General features: G+C 63.7%; 17 protein-coding genes. 7 read left to right on the top strand and 10 right to left on the bottom strand.

What is annotated here, in order from left to right:
• The first annotated feature begins 7 nt into the window (after positions 1–7).
• Positions 8–994 carry an NAD(P)H-quinone oxidoreductase gene (locus ACR0FC_RS16585; protein WP_170342309.1) on the top strand — a complete coding sequence of 329 codons (987 nt, stop codon included), beginning with the start codon at positions 8–10 and terminating at the stop codon, positions 992–994.
• A gap of 33 nt (positions 995–1,027) precedes the next feature.
• Here the strand turns inward: ACR0FC_RS16585 and ACR0FC_RS16590 are convergent, their stop codons facing one another.
• On the bottom strand, positions 1,028–1,885 hold the full coding sequence (locus tag ACR0FC_RS16590) for a DUF2189 domain-containing protein (protein WP_170342307.1): 858 nt from the start codon (positions 1,883–1,885) through the stop codon (positions 1,028–1,030).
• A gap of 192 nt (positions 1,886–2,077) precedes the next feature.
• Between ACR0FC_RS16590 and ACR0FC_RS16595 the strand changes: the two genes are divergently transcribed.
• Entirely contained in the window at positions 2,078–3,061 is a 984-nt protein-coding gene (locus ACR0FC_RS16595; protein WP_170342305.1) for a quinone oxidoreductase family protein, read from the top strand.
• A 48-nt stretch (positions 3,062–3,109) separates the two neighbouring features.
• Here the strand turns inward: ACR0FC_RS16595 and ACR0FC_RS16600 are convergent, their stop codons facing one another.
• The 9 genes from ACR0FC_RS16600 to ACR0FC_RS16640 all read right to left on the bottom strand — a co-directional run bounded on the left by ACR0FC_RS16600 (position 3,110) and on the right by ACR0FC_RS16640 (position 9,308).
• Positions 3,110–3,643 (bottom strand): outer membrane protein, encoded by a 534-nt coding sequence (locus tag ACR0FC_RS16600; protein ID WP_093963551.1) that lies wholly within the window; start codon positions 3,641–3,643, stop codon positions 3,110–3,112.
• 256 nt (positions 3,644–3,899) lie between these two features.
• Positions 3,900–4,373, bottom strand: coding sequence for a YHS domain-containing (seleno)protein (locus ACR0FC_RS16605; RefSeq protein ID WP_093963550.1), 474 nt, complete (start codon positions 4,371–4,373; stop codon positions 3,900–3,902).
• A gap of 198 nt (positions 4,374–4,571) precedes the next feature.
• Positions 4,572–4,841, bottom strand: a complete 270-nt coding sequence (locus ACR0FC_RS16610; protein WP_170342303.1) for a hypothetical protein — start codon at positions 4,839–4,841, stop codon at positions 4,572–4,574.
• Positions 4,838–5,443: a glycerol-3-phosphate 1-O-acyltransferase PlsY gene (plsY, locus tag ACR0FC_RS16615; protein ID WP_093963548.1), complete on the bottom strand. Its 606-nt coding sequence runs from the start codon at positions 5,441–5,443 to the stop codon at positions 4,838–4,840. Before plsY ends, ACR0FC_RS16610 begins: the two co-directional genes overlap by 4 nt.
• Positions 5,443–6,723: a dihydroorotase gene (pyrC, locus tag ACR0FC_RS16620; protein ID WP_170342301.1), complete on the bottom strand. Its 1,281-nt coding sequence runs from the start codon at positions 6,721–6,723 to the stop codon at positions 5,443–5,445. Before pyrC ends, plsY begins: the two co-directional genes overlap by 1 nt.
• On the bottom strand, positions 6,720–7,106 hold the full coding sequence (locus tag ACR0FC_RS16625; protein WP_367646368.1) for a hypothetical protein: 387 nt from the start codon (positions 7,104–7,106) through the stop codon (positions 6,720–6,722). The genes pyrC and ACR0FC_RS16625 overlap by 4 nt, the downstream gene beginning before the upstream one ends.
• A complete protein-coding gene (locus ACR0FC_RS16630) occupies positions 7,091–7,609 on the bottom strand; it encodes a hypothetical protein (protein ID WP_170342299.1) in 519 nt (172 codons plus the stop codon). The genes ACR0FC_RS16625 and ACR0FC_RS16630 overlap by 16 nt, the downstream gene beginning before the upstream one ends.
• Positions 7,606–8,541 carry an aspartate carbamoyltransferase catalytic subunit gene (locus ACR0FC_RS16635; RefSeq protein ID WP_170342298.1) on the bottom strand — a complete coding sequence of 312 codons (936 nt, stop codon included), beginning with the start codon at positions 8,539–8,541 and terminating at the stop codon, positions 7,606–7,608. The genes ACR0FC_RS16630 and ACR0FC_RS16635 overlap by 4 nt, the downstream gene beginning before the upstream one ends.
• A gap of 65 nt (positions 8,542–8,606) precedes the next feature.
• Positions 8,607–9,308, bottom strand: a complete 702-nt coding sequence (locus ACR0FC_RS16640; RefSeq protein WP_254432980.1) for a scavenger receptor class F, member 2 — start codon at positions 9,306–9,308, stop codon at positions 8,607–8,609.
• On the opposite strand from ACR0FC_RS16640, the gene ACR0FC_RS16645 reads away from it, so the two are divergent.
• The 5 genes from ACR0FC_RS16645 to ACR0FC_RS16665 all read left to right on the top strand — a co-directional run bounded on the left by ACR0FC_RS16645 (position 9,307) and on the right by ACR0FC_RS16665 (position 13,398).
• On the top strand, positions 9,307–10,074 hold the full coding sequence (locus ACR0FC_RS16645; protein ID WP_170342296.1) for a uracil-DNA glycosylase: 768 nt from the start codon (positions 9,307–9,309) through the stop codon (positions 10,072–10,074). The genes ACR0FC_RS16640 and ACR0FC_RS16645 overlap by 2 nt on opposite strands.
• Positions 10,071–10,670, top strand: coding sequence for a metallophosphoesterase family protein (locus ACR0FC_RS16650; RefSeq protein ID WP_170342294.1), 600 nt, complete (start codon positions 10,071–10,073; stop codon positions 10,668–10,670). Before ACR0FC_RS16645 ends, ACR0FC_RS16650 begins: the two co-directional genes overlap by 4 nt.
• On the top strand, positions 10,667–11,287 hold the full coding sequence (locus ACR0FC_RS16655) for a LysE family translocator (RefSeq protein ID WP_170342292.1): 621 nt from the start codon (positions 10,667–10,669) through the stop codon (positions 11,285–11,287). The genes ACR0FC_RS16650 and ACR0FC_RS16655 overlap by 4 nt, the downstream gene beginning before the upstream one ends.
• A gap of 6 nt (positions 11,288–11,293) precedes the next feature.
• Positions 11,294–11,836, top strand: a complete 543-nt coding sequence (gene moaB, locus ACR0FC_RS16660; protein WP_170342290.1) for a molybdenum cofactor biosynthesis protein B — start codon at positions 11,294–11,296, stop codon at positions 11,834–11,836.
• Positions 11,837–11,943: 107 nt separating this feature from the next.
• Entirely contained in the window at positions 11,944–13,398 is a 1,455-nt protein-coding gene (locus ACR0FC_RS16665) for an efflux RND transporter periplasmic adaptor subunit (protein ID WP_170342289.1), read from the top strand.
• The last annotated feature ends 2 nt before the right edge of the window (positions 13,399–13,400 follow it).

Genomic DNA, 13,400 nt, shown 5'->3' on the forward strand with positions numbered 1-13,400 from the left:
TTTGCCAATGCCCCAGATGATGCGCGCCATTGAGATCACCACGCCCGGAGGTCCGGACGTTCTCAAGTTGACGGAACGCCCCATGCCCGAGCCGGGTCACGGTCAGGTTGTCTTGAAAGTGGCCTATGCCGGCGTCAACCGCCCCGACGCTCTGCAGCGGGCCGGGGCCTATGATCCGCCGCCGGGGGCCAGCGACCTTCCCGGGCTCGAGGCTTCGGGCGAGGTGGTGGCCATCGGGTCCGGGGTCTCTGGGTTGGCACTGGGGGATCAGGTCTGTGCGTTGTTGCCTGGCGGCGGGTATGCAGAATACGTGGCGACACCGGCGGTGCACTGCCTGCCTGTGCCCTCGGACCTGAGCCTGAAACAGGCCGCCTGCCTGCCCGAAACCTTCTTTACTGTCTGGTCCAACGTGTTCACTCGTGGCGGGCTGAAGGCTGGCGAACGGTTCCTTGTACATGGGGGATCGAGCGGGATCGGTACCACGGCCATTCAGCTGGCCAACGCTTTCGGAGCCCGGGTCTTCGTGACGGCCGGTTCGGATGAGAAATGCCAGGCCTGTCTGGACCTGGGGGCCGAGAGGGCAATCAACTACAAGACCGAGGATTTTGTTGCTGCCATGCGGGCCGAAGGTGGGGCGGATCTGATTCTCGACATGGTTGGCGGCGATTACATCCCTCGCAACGTCAAGGCGCTGGCCGAGGACGGCAGGCTGGTTCAGATCGCGTTTCTGCAAGGACCCGTCGTCGAGTTGAACTTTGCGCTGATGATGGTCAAACGCCTGACCCTGACCGGCAGCACGCTGCGGCCACAGAGCGATCAGGCGAAAGCGCGCATCGCGCAGGATCTGCATGAGGCGGTCTGGCCGCTGCTTGAGGCTGGAAAAGTTGCCCCGGTCATGGACAGCGAATTTGATCTGGCCGATGCCGCCGCTGCGCATGCCCGCATGGAAAGCTCCGGCCACATTGGCAAGATCGTCTTGAAAGTATCAGGCTAGGCACGTCGGCGCGGGGGTTGTTCCGCGCTCTGCTCAGGCGATGGCGCGTCTGTACAGGTGCCATGTTGCGTGCCCCAAGACAGGCATTACGACGATCAGCCCCAAAAGCAGCGGGATCGCGCCAAGAACCAACAGCGCGGCGACGATGAAGCCCCAGGTCAGGATCACGGTCGGATTGTGCCGCAGGACCTGGACCGAGGTGACCACGGCCACAGGCAGGCCGATCTTGCGGTCAAGAAGCAACGGGAAGCTGACAACGCTGACGGCCAAGGCCACCAGAGCAAACAGGAACCCAACCGCCGATCCGATGATGATCATGGTCCAGCCGGGGCCGGTGGTCAGAGCCTGTGTCAGAAATTGGCCCAGCGTCTCTGGCGGCTGCGGACCCAGTGTTTCGACATAGATGCCGTGTGCCACCATCAGCCAGACCAGCAAAAGCATGACAAGGTAAAAGGCCAGTGCCAGTATGGCGCCGAACGAGGGGGATCGGAAAATACCCAGCGCGTCCAGCCAGTGAACCTCCTGCCCCTGTTCCCGCCTGCGGCTGATCTCATACAAGCCCAAAGCAGCCACTGGACCGATAAGCGCAAACCCGGCCACCAGAGGAGCCAGAAGCGGCACCATGTTGGCCTGCATGGCGAATCCGAACATCAAAAGCCCCGCGATCGGGTAGATCAGAACGATGAAAATGGCATCGGCCCGTATCGCCAGAAAGTCTTGGTATCCGGCGCGCAGGCACTCTCGCAAGTCTTGCAGCGTCAGCGTTTGAACCGTCGGCAGATGCTGGGTGTCAGCGCTGCCGATGCCGGTTACGTTTTCAGCGATGTGATCGCTGGTCGCGCCGAGTTGTTGCGCGGTCCAACTGATCGGGTTTCCGATTGTCTTTGCCATTGTCATCCCTTTCCTTGGCACAGGTGCGCCGCAGGATGCATCCGGCGAAAAGTTGCCCGTGGCCGGATGACCCGGCAACGCCTGATCCTAGTGTACCACAGTTTTTTCCAATCCTGGTTCACCCTTGTGAGATCGCCCGATTGCCCTGCGGCGCCGAAGTGATAGCTTGGATCCAGGCAAAAGGAGGTCAGCATGCAGAAAACGGCGCGTACCGTAGTCATTCACGAAACCGGCGGCCCCGAGGTGCTGAAGATCGAGGATAGACCGTTGGGTGACCCGGGACCGGGCGAAGTTCGGATCCGCCATCACGCCTGCGGTCTGAATTTTATTGATGTCTACCAGAGGACCGGTCTGTATCCGATGGAACTGCCGCACGCGCTGGGAATGGAAGCTGCTGGGGTGATCGAGGCAGTCGGTGAGGGCGTGACCCATCTGAAACCGGGCCAGCGGGCGGCCTATGCCGCGGTGCCGGCCGGTGCTTATTGCGAAGCGCGGGTGATGCCCGCGTCACAGGTGTGCCCTTTGCCTGGCGGCATCTCATTCGAGACCGCGGCGGCCATGATGCTCAAGGGCTTGACGGTTGAATACTTGTTTCACCGCACCACGCCGCTGAAACGTGGTGATACGGTTCTGTTCCATGCCGCCGCCGGGGGTGTCGGCCTGATCGCGTGCCAGTGGGCCAAATCCGAAGGCATCAAGCTGATCGGCACGGCCGGGACCGACGACAAGTGCCGTTTGGCCCAGTTCAACGGCGCCACACACTGCATCAACTACCGGACCGAGGATTTTGCGTCCCGCGTGGCCGAGATTACCGGCGGCAAAGGGGTCGATGCGGTTATGGACTCTGTCGGTGCCGATACGTTCGAAGGGTCGCTGGACTGCCTCAAGCCATTGGGGATGATGATTTCCTTCGGCAATGCGTCGGGACCGGTGCCACCGTTCAACATCGGCATTCTTGGGCAGAAAGGGTCGTTGAAGATCACCCGGCCGACGCTGTTCACCCATATTGCGGACCATTCCGCGTGTCAGGCCATGGCCCGGCGGCTGTTCGGCAAGGTGGCCGGCGCCGAGGTCAAGATTCACATCGATCAACGCTTTGAACTGGATCAGGTCGCCGAGGCGCACCGCGCACTGGAGGCGCGGCAGACAACCGGAAGCACAATCCTGGTGCCATGAAAAAGGCCCGGCACGCCGTGCCGGGCCCGTTCGATTCTGCGCGAGGGATCAGAAGCGGTATGCCGCCCGGATCTGGAACGTGGTTGCATCCACGTCGACACCGGTCGAGTTGAAATTGTCGAACTCGTGGTACAGCAGCTCGCCCGCGATGCTGACGTTCGGCGCGACGATCTGTTCATAGCCGGCGCCGATGAACCAACCATCGTCGCTGCCCAGCGTGTCGGTTCCCGCATCGGCGTAACCGGCGACACCGTACAGCAGCCCCTGCGGGTTGACCTTGTAGCCGGCGCGGGCTTTCAGCCGCCAGACGTCTTCGACCGTTGCCGCACCCGAAAGGTCGACATCAGACCAGTCATAGTCAAAGCCGCCGCCTACAACCCAGTCGCCCAGATCATAGTCGTAACCAAGGATGAGACCGCCGATGGCGCCGTCTCCGTCCACACCGGACAGGCTGGTGCCGATATCCGCGTAGCCGACCTGCGCACCTGCATAGAATCCGGTCCAATCGCCCGAGGACTGCGCCATGGCGGTGCCGGCTGCAAAAGTTGCAACGGTGGTCAAAAGTGCCAGTTTGCTCGTCATCTTGCTATCCTTTCGTTGGAAGTTATCTGCCTCGGCCTTTCGTTGGCCTGAAGGTTTGTATTGATCATTATGTTCCGGTCGGTGGACCGGATCATTGGTTTTTCGCTGTTATTCCGACCCGGATTTCCGCAAGGTCTGCGGCTTGCCGCCCTTTTGGAGTGTTGTTCTGATCAGATAGGTTCGGGGTCGTGGGGCTTCAAATCACGATCGGCGGCAGAGGCATTCTGCCGCCGATCCTTGCCGCCAGTTCAGCAGATTATTGCTGCAGTTCGGCCGGATCCTTGTCGGCGATCGTTTCCCAGTTGACGCTGGCTTTTTCGATGAAGCCGGGGATGTCGCCTTCCCAACGCTGCTGGATGTCTTCCGACAGGTTGAGGTACAATTTGTTGTCCACGATTTTCCAGTAGGTCGGATCGCCGTCAAACTTGAACCCCATGGCCGCTCCGAAGGCACAGTAGCCGCCGTAGGCGGGCAGGTAGGCCTCGGGATTGGCTTCGAACGCGGCCTTGTTCTCTTCGGTGGCAAAACGGTACAGCGCATCGTTGTGCAACGCCGTGATCTTGTAGCTGCCTTTGGTCGGCTCGCCTTCGGTGAAATAGGCAACAGGGTCGTAACCCTGCATCGCCAGGCCGGTCGACGAGGCGTTGATTTCCACGCCGGCCGCCAGGGCCGAGCTTGCGATTGCCACGGACAGCGCCACGCCGCCCAACAGGGATTTGATCTTGTTCATGGTTCCACCTTTCGTGATCGGGGCTGCCCGGCATGTCCAAGCGCGGGCGTTCCAGCACCGAAATTGCGTTTCGTGCACCCGGTAATTGAGCGTCACGGAAACTGAGGTGGGAAAGGCCGCGATCACGTTCAAAGCAATCAAACGTGAATGTGCGGAAATGCCAAGCGGTCTGTTCGCCTGCGCAGGTCGGTCCGCGGTTCAGCTGTCGGGTACCAGGGCAAGAACAAAGCGTACGACCTTGGCGGCAGGCATCTCGCAGGGGCGCAGCAAAGCGCCGCTCTGATCCGTCAGGTACAGGTTCATACTGATGTAGTCTGCGCCACCCCGTTCATGGGCGACCAGCTTGTGCGATTTGCCGCCCGCCATCGCCAGCCGCGTGACCGAGTAGCTTCGACCGTTTGCGGTTCCGGTGAAGGAACCCGCCGGCAAGGCAAAGAATGCGTCCAAAAAGTCGGTCGGCGCGGTCACGATTTCCCGATCTTGGGCTCTGTTCCCGCCTTGATGCGGGCCAGATTCTCGCGGTGGCGCCAGTAAATCAGCAGCGTCAGAACGACGCCCAACAAAAAGGTCGACCCGTCCGTCAGGATCATCACCCATGTTGTCGACAGGGCTGCCGCGGCCAGCGCGCCGAGGGATGAGATCCGCCAGATCGCAGCAGCGACCAGCCATGTCAGACAGCACGCAACGCCCACCCGCCAGTCCAGCGCCAGCCACAGGCCCAGGAAAGTTGCCACGCCCTTGCCGCCCTTGAAGCTCAGCCAGACCGGGTAGCAATGGCCGACAAAAGCCGCCAGCGCCGCGACCTGGGCGGCATCGTCGCCGGCCAGTGCCCGGGCCAGCAGGACCGCGACCGCGCCTTTGCCGGCGTCGAACAGAAGGGTCAGCGCCGCCGCCGCCTTGCTGCCGGTGCGCAACACGTTGGTGGCACCGATATTGCCGGATCCGATCTGGCGCAGGTTGCCCAGCCCCATCACCCGCGCAACGATCATGCCATAGGGCACCGACCCCATCAGGTATCCGATCGCGGCCCAGATAATCAGTTGGGTCGTCGTGCTGTCGAAAACGGGCATCAGGGTCTCCGGAAAATTTCTTTGCCTGCAACGTAGGTTGCGGTGACCTTACCCTGCATCCGCTGTCCGTCAAACGGGGTGTTCTGCGATTTCGATTTCAGCGTGAACCGGTCCAGCACGAAGGGCACATTCGGGTCGAACAGAACCAGATCGGCCGGGGCGCCTGCGCTGAGGCGGCCGCAGTCCAGCCCCAGTCGTTTCGCCGGATTCAGGGTCATGGCGCGGAACAGCGTCGGCAGGTCCAGTTGATCGGCATGATACAGGCGCAGTGCGGCCGGCAGCAGGGTTTCCAACGCAACTGCGCCCGAGGCCGCCTCTTCGAACGGGAGGCGTTTGCTTTCCTCGTCCTGCGGCGTGTGCATCGAGCTGATCGTGTCGATCAGGCCGGAGCGCACGGCCTCGATCACCGCCTGCCGGTCATCCTCGGATCGCAGCGGCGGCTTGACCTTGAAGAAGGTGCGATAGTCGGCCACGTCCAGCTCGTTCAGCGTCAGGTGATGGATCGAGGTGCCGGCGGTGATGTCCAGCCCGTTGCGCTTGGCCCGTTCCAGTGCGGGCAGGGCGCGGGCCGTGGTGATCTGGTCGGCGTGATAGGCTGCGCCGGTCATTTCCAGCAAGGCGATGTCGCGGTCCAGCCCCATACGCTCGGCCATGGGCGAAACGGCGGGCAGACCACGCAGGGCGGCGAACTTGCCGCTTGTGGCGGCAGCACCGTGGCTCAGGCCCGGGTCCTGCGGGTGGGCGATGACAAGCGCGCCGCAGGCCCGGGCATAGGTCAGCGCGCGCGAGAACACCTTGGTGTCCGTCACCACATGGTCGCAGTCGGTGAAAGCCACCGCGCCCGCATCCATCAGAAACCCGATTTCGGTCATCTCGCGCCCGTCGCGGCCCTTGGTCAGGGCGGCCATGGTCAGCACGTTGACGGGCGTGTCGGCCTGGGCGCGGCGGGTGACGAACTCGAGCGTTTCCGGCGTGTCGATCGCAGGCAGGGTGTCGGGGCGGGTGACCATTGTGGTCACGCCCCCGGCCGCAGCGGCAAGGCCCGCGGATTTGTAGCTTTCCTTGTGCCGCTCGCCCGGCTCGCAGACCTTGACGCCGATATCGACGATGCCGGGGGCCAGACACTGACCACCGCAATCGATCACCTGCGCGTCCGACTCGGGAGCTGGACCGTCGCCGCTGGCCAAGATGCGCCCGTCGGCCACGTGCAGCCAACCCAGCGCGTCGGTTCCGGCTTCGGGGTCGATCAGGCGGGCGTTGGTGAAGATCAGCTTGGTCATGCCATTGCCCTTTCAATCGCGGCTTTGATGGCGGCCGGGTCGGCCTGGTACTTGATCAGGTGCTTGTCGCCGCCTTTGGTGACGATCTGCACGAAGCTGCCCATGATATTCACGGCCGCGATCTGGTTCAGCGGCACGCTGCGTCCGCCGGGTCCGGTCAGGGTGGTGTCGGTCATCTGCCAGTTGGCCACCAGTTCCTCCGAGGCAAGGTACCACGCTCGGACGCCCACCGCCGCCAGACCGGCCGGGGCGCCGGTCCAGACATAGGGATTTCCGATCAGCCACAGCACGAGCATCGCCCCCGCCATCGCGCCCGCGGCCAGCCACGCGTTGGTGCGGACATAAGCGCCCTTGTTCGGCGCAAAGATCACAGGATCAGCCACAGAGCACCTCCGATGACCAGCAGGATGATCAAGGCAAGCAAGGCCGATCCCGTCCGGCGGGGTTGCTCGCTCGAAACCGGGTTCGGCGCGGCCGAGTATGGCCGCGCGCTTTCGGTCTCGATGGTGCCGCCGCTCCAATTCGTGGCCTCTTCGGTGTAAAGGCCGATCAGGCGCAGACGCGGATCGGGGTTCAATTTGGCCGCGCGCCCGCCCAGGGCCGCGCTGCGCAGCACCAGAACCCAGCCATCGACCGACTCCAGCTTGGCCCGGTCCAACTGGTCCTCGGACACGCCGCAGCCCTCGCTGAGATAGCCGTAGAGGCCCAGATCCTCGAGGTCGGACGCCGGAAACACGTCGATCTGCTCGGGGTCCAGCCCTGAGACGCCCAGAACCTGATCCGCCGCGCCGGGTTCGCGCAGGAACTTCGCCTCTTCGGGGCGCATGTCCAGCGCGAACAGGCGGATCACGCCGCGCTCGCCAGCGGATAGGGTCAGATCGCTCATGTCGCCTCCTTCAGGTTGCGGGCCAGCAACTCCATCGCGGCCATGCGCACGGCGACGCCCATCTCGACCTGTTCCTGGATGACCGAGCGGTTGATGTCGTCGGCCAGCGTGCCGTCGATCTCGACGCCGCGGTTCATCGGGCCGGGATGCATCACGATGGCGTCCGGCTTGGCCAGCGCCAGCTTGGCGGCGTCCAGGCCATAGCGGTGGTAGTATTCCCGTTCCGACGGGATGAACCCGCCGTCCATCCGCTCTTTCTGAAGGCGCAGCATCATTACAACGTCCACGTCGCGCAGGCCCTCGGTCATGTCGTCATAGATCTCGGCCCCGAATTCGGCGAATTGCGCGGGCACCAGCGTCGGCGGGCCGATCAGACGGATGCGGTTTTCCATCTTGCCCAGCAGGATCAGGTTCGACCGCGCCACGCGGGAATGGGCGACATCCCCGCAGATCGCCACGTTCAACCGGTGCAGCCGCCCCTTGGCCCGGCGGATGGTCAGCGCATCCAGCAGCGCCTGCGTTGGGTGTTCGTGCCGCCCGTCGCCGGCGTTCAGCACCGCGCAGTTGACCTTCTGCGCCAGCAGGTCGACCGCGCCCGAATGCGGATGCCGCACCACCAGAAGGTCGGGATGCATCGCGTTCAGCGTCATCGCCGTGTCGATCAGGGTCTCGCCCTTTTTGATCGAGCTGGCCTGCATCGCCATGTTCATCACATCTGCGCCCAGACGCTTGCCCGCCAGTTCGAAACTGGCCTGCGTGCGGGTCGAGTTTTCGAAGAACATGTTGATCTGGGTCAGCCCCGCCAAAACGTCCGAGTGCTTGGCCGATTGCCGATTCAGATCGACGTATTTTTCGGCCAGGTCCAGAATGGCGGTGATGTCGGATTGGGACAGATGCTCGATGCCAAGAAGGTGACGATGGGCGAAACGCATGGGCCGGGCTCCTGTCTGACAGTCGCGCCGCTTATAGAAAGCGCAGCGCCTCGGGGCAACTGGAGTCAGTTCTCATCGGGCAGTTTCTCGCATCCGCCTTCGGGCAGGCAATGCTCGCCGGGTCTGCACCACTTGCCGTATCCGCAATCGACGGCCTTTCTGGGCACGCAGCCCTGATTGGCCGAGCATTTGAACCCGGTGCGGCACTGCGATCCGGTCTCTTCGCACAGGTACCAGCCCGGGCGCGTGCAGCCGCCGCCCGGCAGGCAGGTCGAACCGGGTGCGCAGGTCCGCCCGTCGTCGCAGGGCGTTGCCGGTTGTGGAGAGGGGTCGAAGTCGGGCGAACTGCGCTCGCATTCGCCGCGCGCGTTGCAGAAGGACCCGCTGGGGCAATCCAGCCGCGAGGCGCATTTGTTCGCGCCCGCGGGCGCGCATCTGGTGCCTCCGGCCACGCATTTCTCGAACGGCCCGCAGGACCTCCCGCCGCCGCAATAGGTGCCCCCGGCCTGAATGCAGAACCCGTCATAGCTGCAGCGTTGGCCGACCGAGCAGCATTTCAGACCGCACTGAAACTGGCCCCCACGGCATTGTCCTTGATTGTTGAGAAACGACTGTGCCTCCGACCCGCCGGGCAGCAGGGCGAACAGAGTGATCAGCAGAAGGCCCAGGGTTCGCGTCATGACGGGGACCATCGTCGGCCCGGCAATGCGCCAAGGCAAGGCCAATTTGCTTTCCCTTCCCGCAAAGCTGAGTAGATTGATGGGCATGGAATCGGCCCTTGACCCCTACACCGCGCGTGCCCTGCTGGAATGGCAGGTTGAGCTGGGTGTAGCCGACGCGATCGTCGACACCCCGGTCGATCGCTATGCCCTGCCGGACACGGCGCCCAAGGCGCGGAAACCTGCCGCGCCTCAAGCCGCGCCGCAGAAGCCGGTTGCGCTGGACCCGGTGGCCGAGGCGAAAAAGGCGGCCGCGGCCGCATCGTCTCTGGATCAGCTGCGCGCGGCGATGGAGGCGTTCGCTCATTGCGACCTGAAGCGCGGCGCGCGGCACCTGGTCTTTGCCGATGGCACCGCCGGCGCGCCTGTCATGATCGTCGGCGAGGCTCCGGGCCGTGATGAGGACCGCGTGGGCAAGCCGTTCGTCGGCCGCGCCGGGCAGCTTCTGGATCGGATGCTGGCCGCGATAGACTTGGACCGCGCCCAGAACGTCTACATCACCAATGTTCTGCCGTGGCGTCCGCCGCAGAACAGGGACCCGCGGCCGGACGAGATCGCGATGATGCAGCCGTTTTTGGAACGGCACGTGGCCCTGTCCAAGCCAAAGGTCCTGGTGGTAATGGGCAACATCAGCTGCCAGGCGGTTCTGAACAAGCGCGGCATCACACGTCTGCGCGGGCAGTGGGATCAGGCGCTGAATCTGCCGGTTCTGCCTATGCTGCACCCCGCCTATCTGCTGCGCCAGCCCCATGCCAAGCGCCAGGCCTGGGCCGATCTATTGGATCTGCGCGTATATCTGGAGAGCAAGGGATGAAGGTTCTGGCTTTTTCCGACCTGCACATGGCTCGCAATCGGGCTGCTGAACTGGTGGCAGCCAGCGTCGAAGCTGACCTCGTGATCGGCGCGGGTGATTACTGCAACATGCGTCAGGGGCTGGACGAGGCGATGGATATGCTTTCCGGCATATCCGCGCCGATGGTTCTGGTTCCCGGCAACGCCGAAAGCGCGGAGGAACTGGCGGCGGCCGTGCCGGACGGCGTGCATGTGCTGCACGGAACAGGCATGACCGTGGACGGGCTGCGCCTGTTCGGACTTGGCTATGGCGTACCGGTCACGCCATTTGGTGACTGGTCCTGCGACCTGACCGAAGCCGAGGCCGCAGAGCTGCTCAATCGCTGCGCGTCGGCGGACATCCTGATCACGCATGCCCCGCCCAAGGGCAAAGGCGATCGGACCTCGCAGGGGCAATCGATAGGATCGACTGCGGTGCGCGACGCGGTGGAACGGGTTCAACCAGACTTTGCTCTGTGCGGTCATATCCACGACAGCTGGGGCTATCGCGGCGAGATCGGTCGCACCCGGATCGCAAATCTGGGGCCCAAAGTGAATTGGTTCGAGGTCGATCCATGATCGAATACGCAACTCTGTTGACCTTCATCCCAGCCGCCATCGCGCTGAACATGACGCCGGGGGCTGACATGATGTTCTGTTTCGGGCTTGGACTGCGGTCCGGTGCTCGATCCGCCATCGTGGCCAGCGCCGGCGTTTCGACGGGTCTGATGGTTCATGTTCTGCTGGCTGGGCTGGGACTTGGCGCGGCGGTCGCGGCTATGCCTTGGCTGTTCGACGTCATTCGCTGGCTGGGTGTGGCCTACCTGCTGTATCTGGCCTGGGGCACCATCCGGAACGGTGCGGTCCGGACTGACGCTCCAATGAAGCCGTCGGGCCATGCCTTTCGCGAGGGGATGCTGGTCAACATGACGAATCCCAAGATCATTCTGTTTGTTCTGGCCTTCATCCCGCAATTCGTCTCGCCGGCCAACGGATCGGTTCTGGCCCAGTTTCTGCTGCTGGGCGCGATCATCGCTCTGGGCGGGTTCGTCGTGAATGCCCTGGTGGGGTCATTTGCCGGCGGCGCCGGGCGAGCGCTGATTTCAAGCCCGCGGGCGTCGCGAATTCTCGGCTGGGTCAGTGGCGGCGTGTTCGTCGCGCTGGCGGCCCGGCTGGCCATCATGGAAAGAGCCTGACACGATATGTCCCGAATTGATGAAACCATGGAATTCATCCCCATCCGCATCGCTGTTCTGACCGTATCGGACACGCGGTCACTGGCCGAAGATCGTTCGGGCCAAACATTGGTCGACCGGATCGAGCGTGCGGGGCACACCGTGGCCGACCGCAAGATCATTCAGGACGAGCGTGCCCAGATCGCCGAGCAGTTGCGGGCGTGGGTCGCCGACCCCGCGATTGACGTGGTGATCTCGACCGGCGGTACCGGCTTGACCGGGCGTGATGTCACCGTCGAGGCGCATCGCGATGTCTACGAAAAGGAAATCGAGGCTTTTGGCACCGTCTTCACCCTGATTTCGATGGAGAAGATCGGAACCTCGGCAGTACAGTCGCGGGCCACAGGTGGCGTCGCTGGCGGAACCTATCTGTTTGCGCTGCCGGGCAGCCCGGGGGCCTGCAAGGATGCCTGGGACGGCATTTTGGAAAAACAGCTGGATTATCGCCACCGGCCCTGCAATTTCGTGGAAATCATGCCCAGATTGGACGAACATCTGCGACGGAAGTAGACTGGTCGTACGTTTAACGGCTCATAACCGCCTTGTGGGTTGGTATTTTTTCCGGCCCGGCTACCTATTTATAGACGGCGTCCCGTTGCAACCGGAGTGAAAGATCTATGCGATTTCTGCGGCAGAGCCTCATCGGTGTCTTTCTGGCATCCCTGATGCTTGCGCTGTTGATTGTCGCGGCGCAGATGATCACCGGCGCAGTGCAAGAGGTCATGACCCGCGACAACAAACCCCCGCAGGCGCGCGAACGCGTGTTCGCCGTCACGGTTCAGAAGGCCGAGCCACAAACCGCCACCCCCTACCTGGAGGCATTCGGCGAAGTTCAAAGCCGCAGGCGTCTGGAATTGCGGGCGGCGCTGGGTGGCCGTGTCATCGGGCTGGCGGAAAATTTCGAGGATGGTGGGGTTGTGCGCACAGGCGAAGTTCTGGTCGAGCTGGACCCGGCCGATGCGCAGGCGGCGCTGGACCGTGCGCGGTCGGACCTGCTGGATGCCCAGTTCGAGGAACGCGATGCTGAACGCGCTCTGCTTTTGGCGCAGGATGAGTTGAAGGCCGCCGAATCCCAATCGGATCTGCGGGAACGGGCCCTGCAGCGCCAGAAGGATTTGCTGGACCGTGGTGTGGGCGCGACCGCCAGCGTTGAAGAGGCCGAATTGGCCGCGGCCTCGGCCCGGCAAACCGTGTTGTCGCGCCGTATCGCTTTGGCGCAGGCCGAGTCCCGCGTCGATCAGGCGACAACGTTGCTGGCGCGGGCACGTATCGCTTTGGAATCGGCCGAACGCGATCTGGAGGACATGACCATCCGCGCCCGGTTCGACGGGACGCTGACTGGTGTCACGCTGGTTGAAGGGCGCCTGGTCACGGCCAATGAAAAGCTGGCCGAACTGGTCGACCCGTTTGCGCTGGAGGTCGCGTTCCGCGTTTCGACCGCGCAATACGTGCGGTTGCTGGACGATCAGGGCAAGCTGATCCCGGCACCGGTGACCATCTCGCTTGAGGTGACGGGCACGGACCTGAGCGCCACCGGTCGGATCAGCCGCGACAGCGGGTCGGCCGGCGAGGGCCAGACCGGCCGGTTGATCTATGCCCGGCTTGATGCCGCGCCGGGGTTCAAGCCCGGCGATTTCGTGACCGTTTCGGTCGAGGAACAGCCGCTGGATAATGTCGTGCGTCTCCCGTCTTCGGTTCTGGATGCGCAAGGCACCGTGCTGGTGCTGGGCGACGACGACCGGCTGGAAACGCTCCCGGTCGAGCTGGTGCGCCGGCAAGGGGACGAAGTTCTGCTGCGCGGCGCCGGGCTGGAAGGGCGCGAAGTCGTGGTCGGTCGGACCCCGCTGCTGGGGTCGGGGGTCCGCGTGCGCCCGGTTCGCATCGAAGACAGCGCCGCGGTCGAGCCGGACATGGTCGAGCTGACGGACGAGCACCGCGCGCGGTTGGTGGCGCAGGTCGAGGCCAGCGACCGCATGTCCCAGGACGCCAAGACCCGTGTTCTTGCTCAGTTGAGCGAGGCGAAGGTGCCGTCGTCTCTGTTGCGGCGGCTTGAAAACCGGGCCGGGGGATAGGC

It is taken from the genome of Ruegeria sp. BB9, from assembly GCF_056539345.1.